At 40.8% G+C, this 13,725-nt stretch carries 13 protein-coding genes; 8 read left to right on the forward strand and 5 right to left on the reverse strand.

Annotated features, from left to right (window positions below; genetic code table 11):
- Positions 1-288: 288 nt before the first annotated feature.
- The gene (locus Q0890_RS01725) at positions 289-864 is read left to right on the forward strand and encodes a DUF2062 domain-containing protein (RefSeq protein WP_299216703.1); all 576 of its coding nucleotides are present in this window, start codon (positions 289-291) and stop codon (positions 862-864) included.
- A gap of 41 nt (positions 865-905) precedes the next feature.
- Here the strand turns inward: Q0890_RS01725 and Q0890_RS01730 are convergent, their stop codons facing one another.
- From Q0890_RS01730 to Q0890_RS01740, 3 genes are all read right to left on the reverse strand, one after another.
- A complete protein-coding gene (locus tag Q0890_RS01730) occupies positions 906-1,214 on the reverse strand; it encodes a hypothetical protein (RefSeq protein ID WP_299216706.1) in 309 nt (102 codons plus the stop codon).
- Positions 1,215-1,289: 75 nt separating this feature from the next.
- Positions 1,290-1,970 carry a lipoprotein-releasing ABC transporter ATP-binding protein LolD gene (lolD, locus tag Q0890_RS01735; protein ID WP_299216709.1) on the reverse strand — a complete coding sequence of 227 codons (681 nt, stop codon included), beginning with the start codon at positions 1,968-1,970 and terminating at the stop codon, positions 1,290-1,292.
- A 96-nt stretch (positions 1,971-2,066) separates the two neighbouring features.
- Positions 2,067-3,302: a lipoprotein-releasing ABC transporter permease subunit gene (locus Q0890_RS01740; protein WP_299216712.1), complete on the reverse strand. Its 1,236-nt coding sequence runs from the start codon at positions 3,300-3,302 to the stop codon at positions 2,067-2,069.
- Positions 3,303-3,806: 504 nt separating this feature from the next.
- On the opposite strand from Q0890_RS01740, the gene Q0890_RS01745 reads away from it, so the two are divergent.
- Positions 3,807-4,793: a hypothetical protein gene (locus tag Q0890_RS01745; protein ID WP_299216715.1), complete on the forward strand. Its 987-nt coding sequence runs from the start codon at positions 3,807-3,809 to the stop codon at positions 4,791-4,793.
- Between the two features lie 168 nt (positions 4,794-4,961).
- Here Q0890_RS01745 and Q0890_RS01750 read toward each other — a convergent pair whose 3' ends face one another.
- The gene (locus tag Q0890_RS01750; RefSeq protein ID WP_299216718.1) at positions 4,962-5,351 is read right to left on the reverse strand and encodes an SCP2 sterol-binding domain-containing protein; all 390 of its coding nucleotides are present in this window, start codon (positions 5,349-5,351) and stop codon (positions 4,962-4,964) included.
- Positions 5,352-6,386: 1,035 nt separating this feature from the next.
- Here Q0890_RS01750 and ccoN point away from each other — a divergent pair.
- The 6 genes from ccoN (at position 6,387) to Q0890_RS01780 (ending at position 12,294) form a co-directional block, all read left to right on the forward strand.
- Positions 6,387-7,868 carry a cytochrome-c oxidase, cbb3-type subunit I gene (gene ccoN / locus Q0890_RS01755; protein WP_299216721.1) on the forward strand — a complete coding sequence of 494 codons (1,482 nt, stop codon included), beginning with the start codon at positions 6,387-6,389 and terminating at the stop codon, positions 7,866-7,868.
- Between the two features lie 9 nt (positions 7,869-7,877).
- Complete coding sequence (gene ccoO, locus Q0890_RS01760) at positions 7,878-8,516, forward strand: cytochrome-c oxidase, cbb3-type subunit II (protein ID WP_299216723.1); 639 nt, start codon at positions 7,878-7,880, stop codon at positions 8,514-8,516.
- Positions 8,516-8,695, forward strand: coding sequence for a cbb3-type cytochrome c oxidase subunit 3 (locus tag Q0890_RS01765; RefSeq protein WP_299216726.1), 180 nt, complete (start codon positions 8,516-8,518; stop codon positions 8,693-8,695). Before ccoO ends, Q0890_RS01765 begins: the two co-directional genes overlap by 1 nt.
- Positions 8,695-9,852 (forward strand): cytochrome-c oxidase, cbb3-type subunit III, encoded by a 1,158-nt coding sequence (gene ccoP, locus Q0890_RS01770; RefSeq protein WP_299217981.1) that lies wholly within the window; start codon positions 8,695-8,697, stop codon positions 9,850-9,852. Before Q0890_RS01765 ends, ccoP begins: the two co-directional genes overlap by 1 nt.
- 341 nt (positions 9,853-10,193) lie before the next feature.
- The gene (gene ccoG / locus Q0890_RS01775; protein ID WP_299216729.1) at positions 10,194-11,603 is read left to right on the forward strand and encodes a cytochrome c oxidase accessory protein CcoG; all 1,410 of its coding nucleotides are present in this window, start codon (positions 10,194-10,196) and stop codon (positions 11,601-11,603) included.
- A 103-nt stretch (positions 11,604-11,706) separates the two neighbouring features.
- Positions 11,707-12,294: a FixH family protein gene (locus tag Q0890_RS01780; RefSeq protein ID WP_299216732.1), complete on the forward strand. Its 588-nt coding sequence runs from the start codon at positions 11,707-11,709 to the stop codon at positions 12,292-12,294.
- A gap of 110 nt (positions 12,295-12,404) precedes the next feature.
- Here Q0890_RS01780 and ttcA read toward each other — a convergent pair whose 3' ends face one another.
- Positions 12,405-13,568 carry a tRNA 2-thiocytidine(32) synthetase TtcA gene (gene ttcA, locus Q0890_RS01785; RefSeq protein ID WP_299216735.1) on the reverse strand — a complete coding sequence of 388 codons (1,164 nt, stop codon included), beginning with the start codon at positions 13,566-13,568 and terminating at the stop codon, positions 12,405-12,407.
- Positions 13,569-13,725: the final 157 nt, after the last annotated feature.

A 13,725-nucleotide genomic window follows, 5' to 3' on the forward strand; every position in this document is an offset into this window, starting at 1 on the left:
ACATAGAAGAATAGATAAAGTCGAAAAGATAGCGAGCAATCAACTTTTATCATACATCATTTGCTTAGTTATTTATTAACTAACATTAGACGACTAAATACCGATGATAGCATTATTAACGGTATTACCCTATACTATTTATCATATCGCGATTGCCTTTATTGATAGCCACTCGTCCTATTTTTTATCAACACTTTATCTTTACTGACAATGTTCTATCAAAATTGTCGAATATCAAACGCTTATGCTCTACTGAGTGAACTGTAGATAACGATCAAAGGCAAACCTGTGCCCCAAAAACGTCTTAAAAACCTCCTACCCACGCCTGAAAAAATACTAGAGAGCCGCTCTTTAAAGCTATTTGCGCCGCATTTGGCTGATCCTCGCTTATGGCAGTTTAATCGTCATAGTTTGAACAAAGCGGTTTATATAGGGGTACTTAGTGCATTTTTCCCCTTGCCAGGACAGATGCTGTTGGCTTTGATTGGTGCACTTATTTTTCGTGCTAACGTACCCATGGCGCTTGGCCTAACGTGGATCACCAACCCTCTTACTACCCTACCTATTTTTTATGCAGGTTATTACGTTGGTGCTCATATTATGGGTGAGCCCATGATTAGCTTACGAGTAATCGGAAGGATGATTGCTGATTTTAGCTTGTGGGTGCTTGCAAATGGTGCCAATCCCTTTGTTACTTACCGCGGTACAGTATCTTTGACGGCGTTTTGTTTAGGACTGGCGCTATTGGCAGTAATTACTAGTATTATTTGTGGTTTAACCTTTAAAGCGATTTGGCGCTATAAAACAGTGACAAGCTGGCAAAAGCGTCAAAAAGAATCTTCAGATAAACCACCGAAGACGTAGTAGAACTCATCTGTATTGAGTGAGTTATACTTTTAAAAGCACTACCCTTCTTCTTGGTCTTTGTTTATAGCATCAACGACTTGATCAGTAAAACTGTTGTCCATCACTAAAATCTCTATTACTTCTTTATTTTTAAGTAATGTATAACGCTTCCCTGTAGCGCTATCTTGAGCTTTTAGATCATAGTCAGCACCAGCAAGCGTAATAGCGTCAAAAGCAGGGGTTAGCAGTTCTATTTGAGCTTGTCGATCGATCGTCTCAAACAGCGTTGGGTCAATATAATCTTTTAGCGGATCATTGCCTTCTTCAGCGCTACCAAAAGCAGAAACTGGATCTTTATTATCAGTCATAATATGTATCCTCATAAACTTTGTCAGACTTTAAATTATATAAATATAATTTGCTATCGGTACATGCCCAGCGGCTTAATACTCAGCCCAATGGCCATTTCGTAGCAATAATTGTCGATCAGCCAATGCAGCCAGATTACGATCATGTGTCACCATTAGCAGCGCTGTTTGCATCGTACTTTGTAATTCTGATAGCAAACCAAAGACAGATTGAGCATTGTCATAATCCAAGTTACCAGTCGGTTCATCCGCTAATATAAGCGATGGTTTAGTCACCAAAGCACGGGCAATAGCCACGCGTTGACGCTCACCCCCTGATAACTCTCCTGGTCTATGATCTAAACGATGACCCAAACCCACGTTTTCTAACAGCTCGACTGCTTGCAGACGCGCGTCTGTTGTAGAAACTTTTGGCCGCATTAATAAAGGCATGGCGACGTTCTCTACCGCAGTGAATTCTGCCAATAGATGGTGAAACTGGTAGATAAAACCCAAATACTGATTGCGCATGGCGCCGCGCTGCGTCTCATTCATATGATTCAAGCACTTACCATGCAACCATACTTCACCATCAGTTGGTGTATCTAAACCGCCTAATAAGTGCAGCAAAGTACTCTTACCTGATCCGCTTGTACCAACGATAGCGATGCGCTCGCCTGCATTGACAGATAAATCCAATCCAGTCAGCACTTGCGTATGCACTGCACCCTCATCATATACCTTACTAATGTTGCTTGCCTCTAAAATGGCCGCCATACCGCTTCCTTCACTCAAATTTTTGTCAATCAAACGCTGACACTTAAAAGTCTATAATTATATTTTTATACTGCTGCCGTATAACCGTCAATGTTACTACTCATAACGCAACGTTTGAGCAGGTTGAATTTTGGCTGCCCGGCGTGCAGGATAGATAGTGGCCAAAAAGCTCAAAATAAACGATGCGCCAGTGATTAGTACAACATCAACCAAGCGTAGCTGTGATGGTAAATAGTTAATAAAGTAAGCATCGAACAGGTTTAGACCAAAGCTTTGATTGATCCAACCTAAAATATCGCTAATACTTAAGGCGAAAATGACCCCAAGCATAGTACCAGCGACGGTACCAATGACCCCGATGACCACACCTTGCACCATAAATACTTGAGTAATCAGACGCGGAGAGGCACCAAAAGTCTTTAAAATCGCTATATCTGCTTTTTTGTCCGTGACGAGCATGACTAAGCTTGAGACAATATTAAAGGCGGCGACAAGGATAATTAAGAACAATAATAACCCGACCATCGCTTTTTCCATCTGAATGGCGCCGAATAGATTGCCATGAGTTTGTGTCCAGTCATTGGGATACAGTTGTTCTGGTGCAATTGCCGCTGCTTTTTGCGCGGCCATCGGTGCATTAAATAGATCATCAAGCTTCATACGAATACCTTGCGCGCCCTCAGGGAGACGCAGCAATTTGGCGGCATCATTCATCGGAATAAATGCCATCAAGCTATCCACTTCTGGACTGATACTAAAAATACCTGTCAAGGTGAAACGCTTAAAGCGCGGTATAACACCAGCTGGTGATGGTGACGCTTCTGGTAGCACCAATGTGACCTTGTCGCCAATATTCAAACCCAGAGACTGCACCATCTCCTCGCCCAGTACAATGCTAAAGTCACCACCTTTTAATGTATCAATACTGCCTTCAGTCATATGCTCATTAATAATCGAGACATTTTTTTCGTACTCAGGATCAACACCTGTAACCATAATACCGGCAACTTGCCCATTAGAAGTCAGCATACCTTGCAACTGTATGAATGGCGCAACTGCTGCAACTTCTGGGTCTTCTTTGATACGATCAGCAAGCTGCTTCCAATCGCCGATGACTTCAGGCGACGTTACAGTCGCTTGCGGCACCATTCCCAAAATACGGGTTTTTAACTCTCGATCAAAGCCGTTCATCACTGATAGCACGGTAATCAATACCGCTACTCCAAGGGTTAGACCAATCATTGAGATGAGCGATATAAACGAGATAAAGCGATTACTACGCTCTGCTCGGGTATACCGTAAACCAATAAATAATGCTAAAGGACGAAACATATTCAAACTCTTTATCTTATCTAGGTGAGCAACTGTCAGATAAGCACACTAACGCAAGCTAACGAGCTTGCCGCGCTTAATAAGCAACTGAGCCAGTACTGGTCATGGTTATATGAATATGCGACAAACATATACATAAGGTTTTAGACGTCCCAATCATGGCTACCAAAAAAGTGGATAGTTTGACACAATTTTTCTAACATGTGCCAGTCATTAGTGAAAACAGCTAGTCTTTTTTAGCAAAATATAGGGCTTTATTATTATTTTTCTAAGAAGGGCTTGCTATTAGTTGTGTCTATACCTATATATTATATGCTAAGGACAATTGTCATTAACCCATCATTGTTGTTTGTTGACCCGTTGATGCTGCGCAAACATAGCACAATATTGAGCTTGTATATAATATATTGCTTAGGTATTGGCTTACTGTGTTAGTAACAAATAAAATCTTTTTGCGCTATTTGGCGTCCAAACTCCATGGCAGACTTAAGTTTGAGTATTTTCATGACTATTAATTATCAATATAAAAACGTACAATCTCCGACCAAAATTACTTTAACAGATGAGCAAACGGCAGGGCACGCTGATCATTGGCGTATCTTGACTGATGATATGAGTCGTGATGTGCCAGAGTGGCTACAAAAAATGATCGAACAAGCGACCATGCCCAAGGGCCTTAATGCTAATGCGAGTGCCCAAGACGCTTGTTTGCTACTGTCTGAGGATCAGCCTTGCCATATCAATCAAGTACTTGCCATGAAAGATGGCAAACCTGAATGCTTTATTAACGCCTATCCATGCGTCAATGGTCCCTATGGTCTGACTTGTACGATTGAGCGTATGATTGTCAGTGACAGCTCGCATGATGCAGTGTTACGCCTGCGTAGTGTTGATGGCAGTATTATTTATGCTTTTGACCAGCTCTATACAGCCAATCGCCACTTATATCAACAAAGCACGCCTTATTTTGTGAATTTTAGCGCTTGGGCTCACGAAATCTCGATCAGTGATCAAGAGGAAGTCATTATGGTCGAGGATCAAGAAGCGATTCGCTATCATCGCGCTTTTAACGATATCGTTGCGGCCAATGATGGACAAGTACCAGAAGACATTCAAGAACAGATTAAAGGTTGGCAACCTGAAACCAAAGAACAGATGGCACCAGTAGAGATTAACTTGGGTCATATGTGTGCTTATCTATTTGGCGATACACTCGGCCAAGAAGACGAAGCATGGTGTCAGGGGCAAGTTATTGGCAAACAAGAAACAACGTTCAATGACAAGCCTATTATTTTGTTCGATGTGGTTATATTGCGTGAGCAGGATGCAGACCCATTTGTTGTGCGTATCGGCGCTCTGAGTACGGCAAGCACAAAGGCCATCAAAGTAAATAATTATGTTCAAGCAAATATCTGGCTACAAGCAGCGATTTATAAAGAAAATCAGGACTCTAAAAACACAAAAGTACAAATACAGACTCAGGCCAGCTGATATCTTTATAATAGTCTAAACAGACACACTGTCTACAACCGACATCTAGCAAAAATAAAAAGCCTCTAATTAACATTAAAGGCTTTTTATTTAAAGGCTTTTACTTACAGACTTTTTATCTCAGGCCAAAGAGTAACATCATTTACCTGACACCGTTTGACCAGTGCTTTACGCCATAGTAGTCATGGATTTAATCTTTTTAAATAGCTCTTTTTGTTCTGTACTTGGACGGGCAGTTTGTAATGCCATCAACTGTGACATATCTCCTTCGACACGAATCTTACCCCCCATAAAAGCACCCATAATCTCATTCATGTCAAAATCTGTGATGATAGATTGTAAAGTATCACGATCAAGTAGCAGCGTAGTAGTAGCATTATCATTTAAACCTTGATGAAGTAAGCCGTCTGAAAAACTGGCTTCGATATCTTGCTCAGCATCAGAAACTTTTAAATTAATAACCATGTCTGCCAATGCTGGTGGTAAATTCAACTCACCAGCTTCATTCCCTAACTGCGCTACCTGCTCAAACCATGCATCCGTCAAAAAAACTGCCATATTATTATCCTGTTTACGTTAAAAAATTACGATTAATGTCATTGCTAATATTACTGCATGTCATTATGGCGTGATTTTATAATAAGTAAAACCCAAAAATATGAGATTTTTCTGAATTGTAACAAATGCTAGTATGGTTGGTTTTGTTTAAGACCGTTGCTGATCAACATACTTTAGTGCTTCACACTGAGCTTTAGCTTCTATGAAGCTTATAAGAAAAATCCTTATTTTTTGTATTGATATATTAAGGTTTTTTGTTATGATGAGCGCCGATGACTTTGAATAACTACATGTCATATATAAGTTGTTGCTTTAATAAGCCAATACTATTACATAAGATAAAACCTTGATAAACTTCAAAAAATGTTCTTAACATATCTACTTTATAAGCGTATCATAAGTTAAATCATATGGTTAGAGACAGATAAGTTAGTAGCATTAATAAAGATGTATGATGAAATTCAACGCTATTGAATGATAGAGTGACTAGGTTAGTTACTCTTTACTGTCAGCTTAGAGCTACATCTATTTTTATCATAAATATAACGTTTTACCATCCTTTCACTTAGCTATAAGTAAAGGTTGTTAGCCGTATGGTTTACCAAAGAGTTTGTATTTTGACGCATAGTTCTGATGATATTTTATTAAGATTGCGTTACAATACCTTAAACAGAATCAGGAATTTTAACTAAATATTACGTCAATATGTTTTTGTCAGCCGCCGCTCGCATACCTCTATCATTCACGCTTTGTAAAATAGATGTTTGATGCCTAAAGTCGGTTTGTTTTCGCATTAACTGTAACGATATATTAATTGCCTTAGTCTCGCTGAATAGTAGTCGTAAGCCTTGTTTCTTTCGTGCCATCATTACTAATCAATCCCCTGCGAAAAGTTTAATAAAGTAGTTAATAAACCCTTACGGTAATAGGTGAGTCGGACAATATCATGTGTCACGTTCATTATGTTTTATCATATACGTAACGTGGAGCGTTAGTTAGTTCTATTGATAATTCGGGCTGTAAAGGAATCATCCAATGAGTTTACAAAACACAGCAGTCGCCCCAGTTGACCGTGAATACGAAATTACTATCGTAAGATTTTTTACGATTATGGCCGTTGCATGGGGCATCGTCGGCATGAGTCTTGGTGTGTTCATTGCTTCACAGTTGGCATGGCCAGCACTTAACTTTGACATTCCATGGCTGACCTTTAGTCGTTTAAGACCGCTACATACCAATGCGGTCATTTTTGCGTTTGGTGGCTCTGCCCTGTTCGCAACCTCTTACTATGTCGTTCAACGTACTTGTAAGACAAGACTATTTGCCCCCTATCTGGCTTGGTTTACCTTTTGGGGTTGGCAAGCAGTTATCGTATCCGCTGTAATTACTCTACCTTTAGGTTTAACCTCTACTAAAGAGTATGCGGAGCTTGAGTGGCCAATTGATATTTTGATTGCTTTGGTATGGATATCTTATGCCATTGTCTTTTTTGGCACCCTTATTAAACGTAAAACGTCACATATTTATGTGGCTAACTGGTTTTTTGGTGCTTTTATTATTACGATTGCCCTACTGCACATCGTAAATAGCATGGCCATTCCTGTTAGTGCATTTAAGTCTTACTCGTTATTTGGCGGTGCAACTGATGCGATGGTGCAATGGTGGTACGGACATAACGCAGTAGGTTTTTATCTAACAGCTGCCTTCCTTGGAATGATGTACTATTTCGTTCCAGTACAGATTGGTCGTCCGATTTATTCGTATCGTTTGTCTATCGTTCACTTTTGGGCGTTAATTGCTTCATACATGTGGGCTGGTGGTCACCATTTGCATTATTCAGCGCTTCCAGATTGGACGCAGTCGCTTGCTATGGTGTTCTCAATCATCCTATTTGCACCTTCTTGGGGCGGTATGATTAATGGTGTGCTTACACTATCAGGCAGTTGGGACAAACTGCGTACGGATCCGATTATTCGCTTTATGATTGTGGCATTGTCATTTTATGCAATGTCGACGTTTGAAGGTCCAATGATGTCGATTAAGACAGTCAACGCCTTATCGCATAACACTGACTGGACGGTCGGTCACGTACACTCAGGGGCACTTGGCTGGGTTGGTATGATTACTATCGGTTCATTATATGTATTGTTACCACGTATTTATAACAAACCAAAGATGTACTCGATCAGTTTAATCACTACGCATTTTTGGCTGGCGACTGCAGGGACAATCTTCTATATCGTCTCTATGTGGATCTCGGGCATTGGTCAAGGCATGATGTGGCTTGCAACTAACCCTGACGGTACTTTGGTATATAGTTTCGTTGATACGGTTGAGTTTTCACATTTCCCGTATATTGGTCGCGCTTTTGGTGGCTTCTTATATGTATCAGGCATGTTTGTTATGGCATATAACTGCTATAAAACGCTCAAGATGCCAGAAGGTAAGCCTGTAGATGTTGCAGATCCAACGGATCATGAACCTAGTGTCGAAAAACCATCGACAGCTAACGTATAAGGAGCGATCATGGCTGGTACACCGCATGAAATTATTGAAAAAAATACAGGCTTGTTGGTCATCGGTATTGTTATTGCTATTAGCTTTGCAACGCTAGTTGAAATCGTACCACTCATTTATGATAACAAAGGTCCTGAGGATGGTGGGGTCAACGCTCCTCTTCCTGCTATGGAACCATGGACTGCATTAGAATTTGAAGGTCGTGACATCTATATTCGTGAAGGTTGTCATGTTTGTCATACGCAAATGGTTCGTCCGTTACGTGCAGAAGTTGAACGTTATGGACCCTATTCACGTGCTGCTGAGTCTACGTGGGATCATCCCTTCTTATGGGGCTCGAAGCGTACTGGACCTGATTTGGCTCGTGTTGGTGAACGCTACTCTGATGATTGGCAAAAGCAGCATTTAATCAATCCGCGTTCGTTGGTGCCTGAATCTGTTATGCCGGGTTTCCCATGGCTTGCAACCAATGAAGTCAATGGTGACAATGTTCAAACTAAGATGCGTCTATTCCGTGACCGTTTTGGCGTACCTTACACTGAAGAAGACATTGAAGGTGCTCCTGATGCAGTACTGGGTGCTACAGAGCTTGATGCTTTAGTCGCCTACTTGCAGCAATTGGGTACAGCGATGGAAGGACAGCGCTAATGAGTATTGGTGAACTACAAACCATTGCAACGGTTGCCGCCTTTATCGCTTTTTTGGGCGTTGCATGGTGGGCGTATTCGCCAAAAAACAAAAAACGCTTCGAAGAAGATGCACAACTTGCGCTTGATGATGAGGACAAAGAATCCTCATCTGACCAGCCGCGCAATAAGGATGAATGATGACATTTTTTTGGAGTTCTTGGATCACTATACTGAGCTTTGCGTGTTGGTTAGGTATTCTCGCAGTTTTACTAATGGTACTAAAGTATAAGCCAGAAGTAGAAGAGGACGGCACTACAGGACATGAGTATGATGGTATTCGAGAATACGACAAACCGCTACCCAAATGGTGGCTAGTAATATTTTTTGGTTCTATTGTATGGGCGGTCGCTTATTGGATATTTTTTCCAGCGATGTTCCCAAAACACTGGGACGGTATTGCAACGGTAGAAGTTGATGGCGAGACTGTACCATGGACTTCTCACAATGAGTTAAATAGTGAACTTGAAAGCAACAATAAAGTATTTACCGATAACTTTGAAAAAAGTATTCTGGTAAAAGCGGATGCTACTGATGCTGCTCAGACTTTAAGTGAGCTATCAGAGTTACAAAATACTTTGAAACGTAGTGACAACCCACCAGCGGATTTGCAATCTAAGATTGACGAAAAAATTACTGATCTTGCGCCTGCAATCGAAAAACTGGCACAAAACCCTAACGCACTAAAAGTAGGTAGCCGTTTGTTCCTACAAAACTGTGCAGTGTGTCATGGGTCAAACGCTAAAGGAGCCACAGGTTATCCTAATTTGACGGATAACGACTGGTTATATGGTGGTGAGGCGGCAAACCTACTCACCACGCTACATAAAGGCCGCGTTGGTGGTATGCCAGCATGGCGTGATCAGATTGGTGAAGAAGGTGTTCGTGCAGCTTCTGAGTATGTTCTATCATTGTCTGATAACAACGGTCATAAGAATAACGGTGAGCTGGATAAAACTTTAGTTGCCCAAGGCGAATCTATCTATGATGCGAACTGTGCTTTATGTCACGGTAAAGATGGCAAAGGTATGATTTCAACTGGTGCGCCTAATTTGACTGATAACATTTGGCTGTATGGCGGTGAGCGTGAGACTGTTCGCGATACCCTACGTTATGGCCGTGCAGGCGTCATGCCTGAATGGGAAACCAAATTGGGTAATGAGCGTATTATGCTTGTAGTATCTTATGTTTATTCATTATCAGACAGATCAGCAGCTACCAAGAACGGCGCTAATGTGAAAGCTGCGGCTTCTATGCCAAAAACGGCCGAGAGTGTTCCAGTAGTCAGCAGCAATTAAGTTCTTAACTATCTAGACTGATTAGTAATGAGCGTTAACAAAGGAGAGCTGTTATGACGGCTCTCCTTTTTTGAGTTTAAACATTCATAATAAAAATATTTTATATTCGTATAATGATTGTTTTTTGAGCCTATCGCCCCATTTATATTAAGGTAAATGGTAAAATAGCCAGTATTAAAACCCGTTATTTACAATCAATCATTTGGTAGTTGGTCAGTTTTTTTGTGCCATGTTTATGCTTTAACTACTTACTGACATTGATAACAATGCTAAGCCTTGCATCACTTTATGTATGTTACCCATGCCAGCGAACTGATTCTTTTTTTTAAAGAGGCAAGTTTATGTCAGCACCACAACCTAATAAAATCCCAGTACAACAAATAGATCTTGATGCGACAAAGCATCGTATACATCCTCGATTCGTCAAAGGTTTTTATCAAAATATCCGTGTCATCAGTATGTATGCGTTTTTAGCGTTATTTTTAATTTTACCTTGGTTGCGTTACAACGGTAGGCAAGCAATATGGTTTGATGTGCCCTCACAGCACTACTATATATTCGGCATGACGTTTTTGACGCAAGATTTTTATTTTATTGCCGCGTTTGCTCTTATTGCCGCTTTTACGCTGTTTATGGTCACCGTTTATGCTGGTCGAGTATGGTGTGGTTATGCTTGTCCACAAACCATCTGGACGCATCTGTTTCAATATGTTGAGAAGTTAATCATTGGCGATCGTAACAAGCGTATTAAGTTTGACAAAACGCCGATGAGTGCGAGTAAAGCATTTAAAAAGTTTTTGATTTATTTTATTTGGTTTGTGTTTTCGATGATTACTGCCACGACCTTTGTCAGTTATGTATCAGGAACAGAAGCACTGTACAACAGCTGGCAGATGATAGGGTTCATCCCTTTTCCTGATTGGCCAACTTGGGTTTGGGTTTCGATATTTATTTTCGCTTTTTCGACTTATGCTAACGCCGGTTATATGCGTGAGCAGATGTGCATTCAAATTTGCCCCTATGGTCGTTTCCAAAGTGTCATGTTCGATAAAGACACTCTTATCGTATCTTACGATTATGAACGCGGTGAACCTCGCGGCGCACGAAAAAAAGGTACCAATCCAGACCATTTAGGCGACTGTATCGAATGTCAAATGTGTGTGCAGGTATGCCCTACTGGTATCGATATTCGAGACGGCCTACAAGTTGCTTGTATTCAATGTGCAGCGTGTGTCGATGCCTGTAATGAAATCATGGACAAAGTTGGCTATCCACGCGGGCTTATAAGGTATACAACTGAGAGACAATTGGCTGAAAAAGAGCCTAGCCGTGTCTTACGCCCACGTTTGTTTGCTTACTTGACCCTATTAACTGTGTTATGTGGGGGTCTTATCTATGCATTAACTGATCGCGTGCCATTAGAAATTGACATTCGCCGTGACCGTAATCAGCTGTCTTCTTTAACTAACCAAGGTATGATTGAAAACAGCTACATTGTGAAGCTAACCAACAAAACCCAAGAGCCTCACGCTTACAAAATATCGCTCGCACCGCAAGATGGTCTTAGCTTAGTGCTGCGTTTTAACGACGTGCCATTAGAAGCTGGCGAAAGCTTCGATATGCCTGTGAGTATTTATGGTGACCCTGATATTATTGAATCTGGTCAAACGCCTGTTACTTTAAACGTGGTCAGTGAGGATGGTCAGTATAAAGTCAGTAAACAAAACATTTTTACGACTCAAGGCCAGTAAATACTTGAAAGATAAGGTATAATCTATGATTGAGTGTCTGTATATTAGAGACTCAATCTAGGTAATAGCACATTGATCGGCTCATACATCTAATAGGTATTCTATGTCTACACCAAATTCTTCGCCAAGTTTTAAGCATCAAGATAGCCAACCATGGTATAAAAATTATATGGTGATTATCTTTGTCATTGGTATGCCCGCTTTTGTGGTTATCGCTTGTCTTTGGTTTGTTTACTACTCTTATCAGATTCGTGACAGTGTGGTACGTGATGATTGGTATATGGACGGCAAAACGCTTTATCACGATGTATCACGCGATAAGCTGACATACGATTTAGACTTGAGTGGCAAAATGCAATTTACCTCAAACGGAGATATTACTTTTTACCTTGATTATCCACAGCAGAGCTTACAAACAGGCAAACTGTTAAATGGTAAACCACTTACCTACCCTGATACATTAGAGCTTTCGATTTCACATGCAACAGATGTCAAAAAGGATCGAGACGTGGTGCTAGAGCATCAAGAAGGGAATAGATATAGTGCCAAAGTGGATATTGATTCAGTAAAAGCCAAATACTATTTGCAAGTGAGCAATGATGGTAAAGACGACTGGCGTATGCAAGACGTTGCAAAATTGCCTCGTCCAGAAGTCAGTTTTGATCCACTGCCAGTGTTTGCCAAAAGTTAAGCCTTTTTGGACATAGTTTTCAAAATAACTCGTTTAAAACCACAAAAAACCAGCTTATTAAAAGCTGGTTTTTTTATGTACTAGCCAATTTTACTTAGTTAAATAAGCAGCTAAAGAAGTGGATTAATCGTAGGAATTTTTTGTGTGGCACGGTTACTTTCTTTTCTGTTATCCAAAGCTGCTGACTGTTTGTGGTTATTATCAAACTTTGCATGAAAAGTCTGAGTCTTTGGCGCGACAGGCAGACCAATTTCAGCAAGACTGTCGGTCTGCCCTGCTTGGATATTATCCCCTTCAAATAGACGCTCATGGTTATCACGCTCTAGTCTTAGCTGTTCAAAATCAAATAATTCACGATCAGCTAATTGCGATGGCGCAACATTTTGCATGGCTTTAAATATCGAGGCCAGACGCTGCGGGTGCGCGTCATCCCAATCGCGCAGCATATCGTTGATGATGGCACGCTGCAAGTTGGTTTGGCTGCCGCATAGATTGCATGGAATGATAGGAAATGCTTTTAAGCGGGCATATTCAATGATGTCTTTTTCTTCGACATAAGCCAATGGACGAATAAGCATATTTTGCTTGTCATCGCTCAGCAGCTTTGGCGGCATTGATTTGAGTGCACCACCATGAAACAGATTCAAAAAGAAAGTGGCTAACATATCATCGCGATGATGACCGAGGGCTATTTTGGTTGCACCGATTTGCTTAGCAAAACCGTATAGCGAGCCTCGGCGCAGACGTGAACAAGCTGAGCAATAGGTCTTACCTTCTGGTACGACGCTTTTGACAATACTATAAGTGTCTTTTTCTAAAATATAATGTGCAATACCTTGCTCATTCAAATAAGCAGGCAGGATATCCTCTGGGTAACCAGGCTGCTTTTGATCAAGATTGACTGCGACAATATCAAAGCTGATTGGGGCAATACGCTTCAATAGCAGTAAGATATCTAACAGCGTATAGCTATCTTTACCGCCCGAAACGCATACCATCACGACGTCACCATCCTCAATCATGTTAAAGTCACGAATGGCCCACGAAACCTGCCTGCGTAGCTTTTTTTGTAATTTGCGAAATAATGCAGATTCTGTCAGAGTTTGTTCATCAGCTAAATCTTTGGAAGCAGATTCTGTAGCGATGTCATCAGCGTCATCATACTCCATACTATAAGCATCAGCTTCTAAAGTATGGCTATCTAGATGTGCTTTAGTAGACATCTTGTCAGACTCAAGCGTATTTTTTGGCGTGAATAAGGTCGCTACGGTCATAGATTACTCAGTATCTTTACAAAGGTGATTTGGCGATAAAGCAATTGATAGTAGAACAAGGTTTAATGACGTGTTACTACTAATGCGCTAAAAGCAGCAGCGATTATAACAAAAAATGCTAACAGTTTGAAAAGATGAGATTAAATTACAGGGTTTA

Origin of the sequence: uncultured Psychrobacter sp. (genome assembly GCF_947488565.1) — a bacterium.
Taxonomy (GTDB): Bacteria; Pseudomonadota; Gammaproteobacteria; order Pseudomonadales; family Moraxellaceae; genus Psychrobacter; species Psychrobacter saeujeotis.

Excerpts from the sequence above, each read along its gene's own strand:
- ccoG (WP_299216729.1), top strand. The coding sequence starts at position 10,194 with ATGTCAGCACCACAACCTAATAAAATCCCAGTACAACAAATAGATCTT.
- ccoP (WP_299217981.1), top strand. The coding sequence starts at position 8,695 with ATGACATTTTTTTGGAGTTCTTGGATCACTATACTGAGCTTTGCGTGT.
- Q0890_RS01750 (WP_299216718.1), bottom strand. The coding sequence starts at position 5,351 with ATGGCAGTTTTTTTGACGGATGCATGGTTTGAGCAGGTAGCGCAGTTA.
- ttcA (WP_299216735.1), bottom strand. The coding sequence starts at position 13,568 with ATGACCGTAGCGACCTTATTCACGCCAAAAAATACGCTTGAGTCTGAC.
- ccoO (WP_299216723.1), top strand. The coding sequence starts at position 7,878 with ATGGCTGGTACACCGCATGAAATTATTGAAAAAAATACAGGCTTGTTG.
- Q0890_RS01730 (WP_299216706.1), bottom strand. The coding sequence starts at position 1,214 with ATGACTGATAATAAAGATCCAGTTTCTGCTTTTGGTAGCGCTGAAGAA.
- Q0890_RS01740 (WP_299216712.1), bottom strand. The coding sequence starts at position 3,302 with ATGTTTCGTCCTTTAGCATTATTTATTGGTTTACGGTATACCCGAGCA.
- ccoN (WP_299216721.1), top strand. The coding sequence starts at position 6,387 with ATGAGTTTACAAAACACAGCAGTCGCCCCAGTTGACCGTGAATACGAA.
- Q0890_RS01745 (WP_299216715.1), top strand. The coding sequence starts at position 3,807 with ATGACTATTAATTATCAATATAAAAACGTACAATCTCCGACCAAAATT.
- lolD (WP_299216709.1), bottom strand. The coding sequence starts at position 1,970 with ATGGCGGCCATTTTAGAGGCAAGCAACATTAGTAAGGTATATGATGAG.
- Q0890_RS01780 (WP_299216732.1), top strand. The coding sequence starts at position 11,707 with ATGTCTACACCAAATTCTTCGCCAAGTTTTAAGCATCAAGATAGCCAA.
- Q0890_RS01765 (WP_299216726.1), top strand. The coding sequence starts at position 8,516 with ATGAGTATTGGTGAACTACAAACCATTGCAACGGTTGCCGCCTTTATC.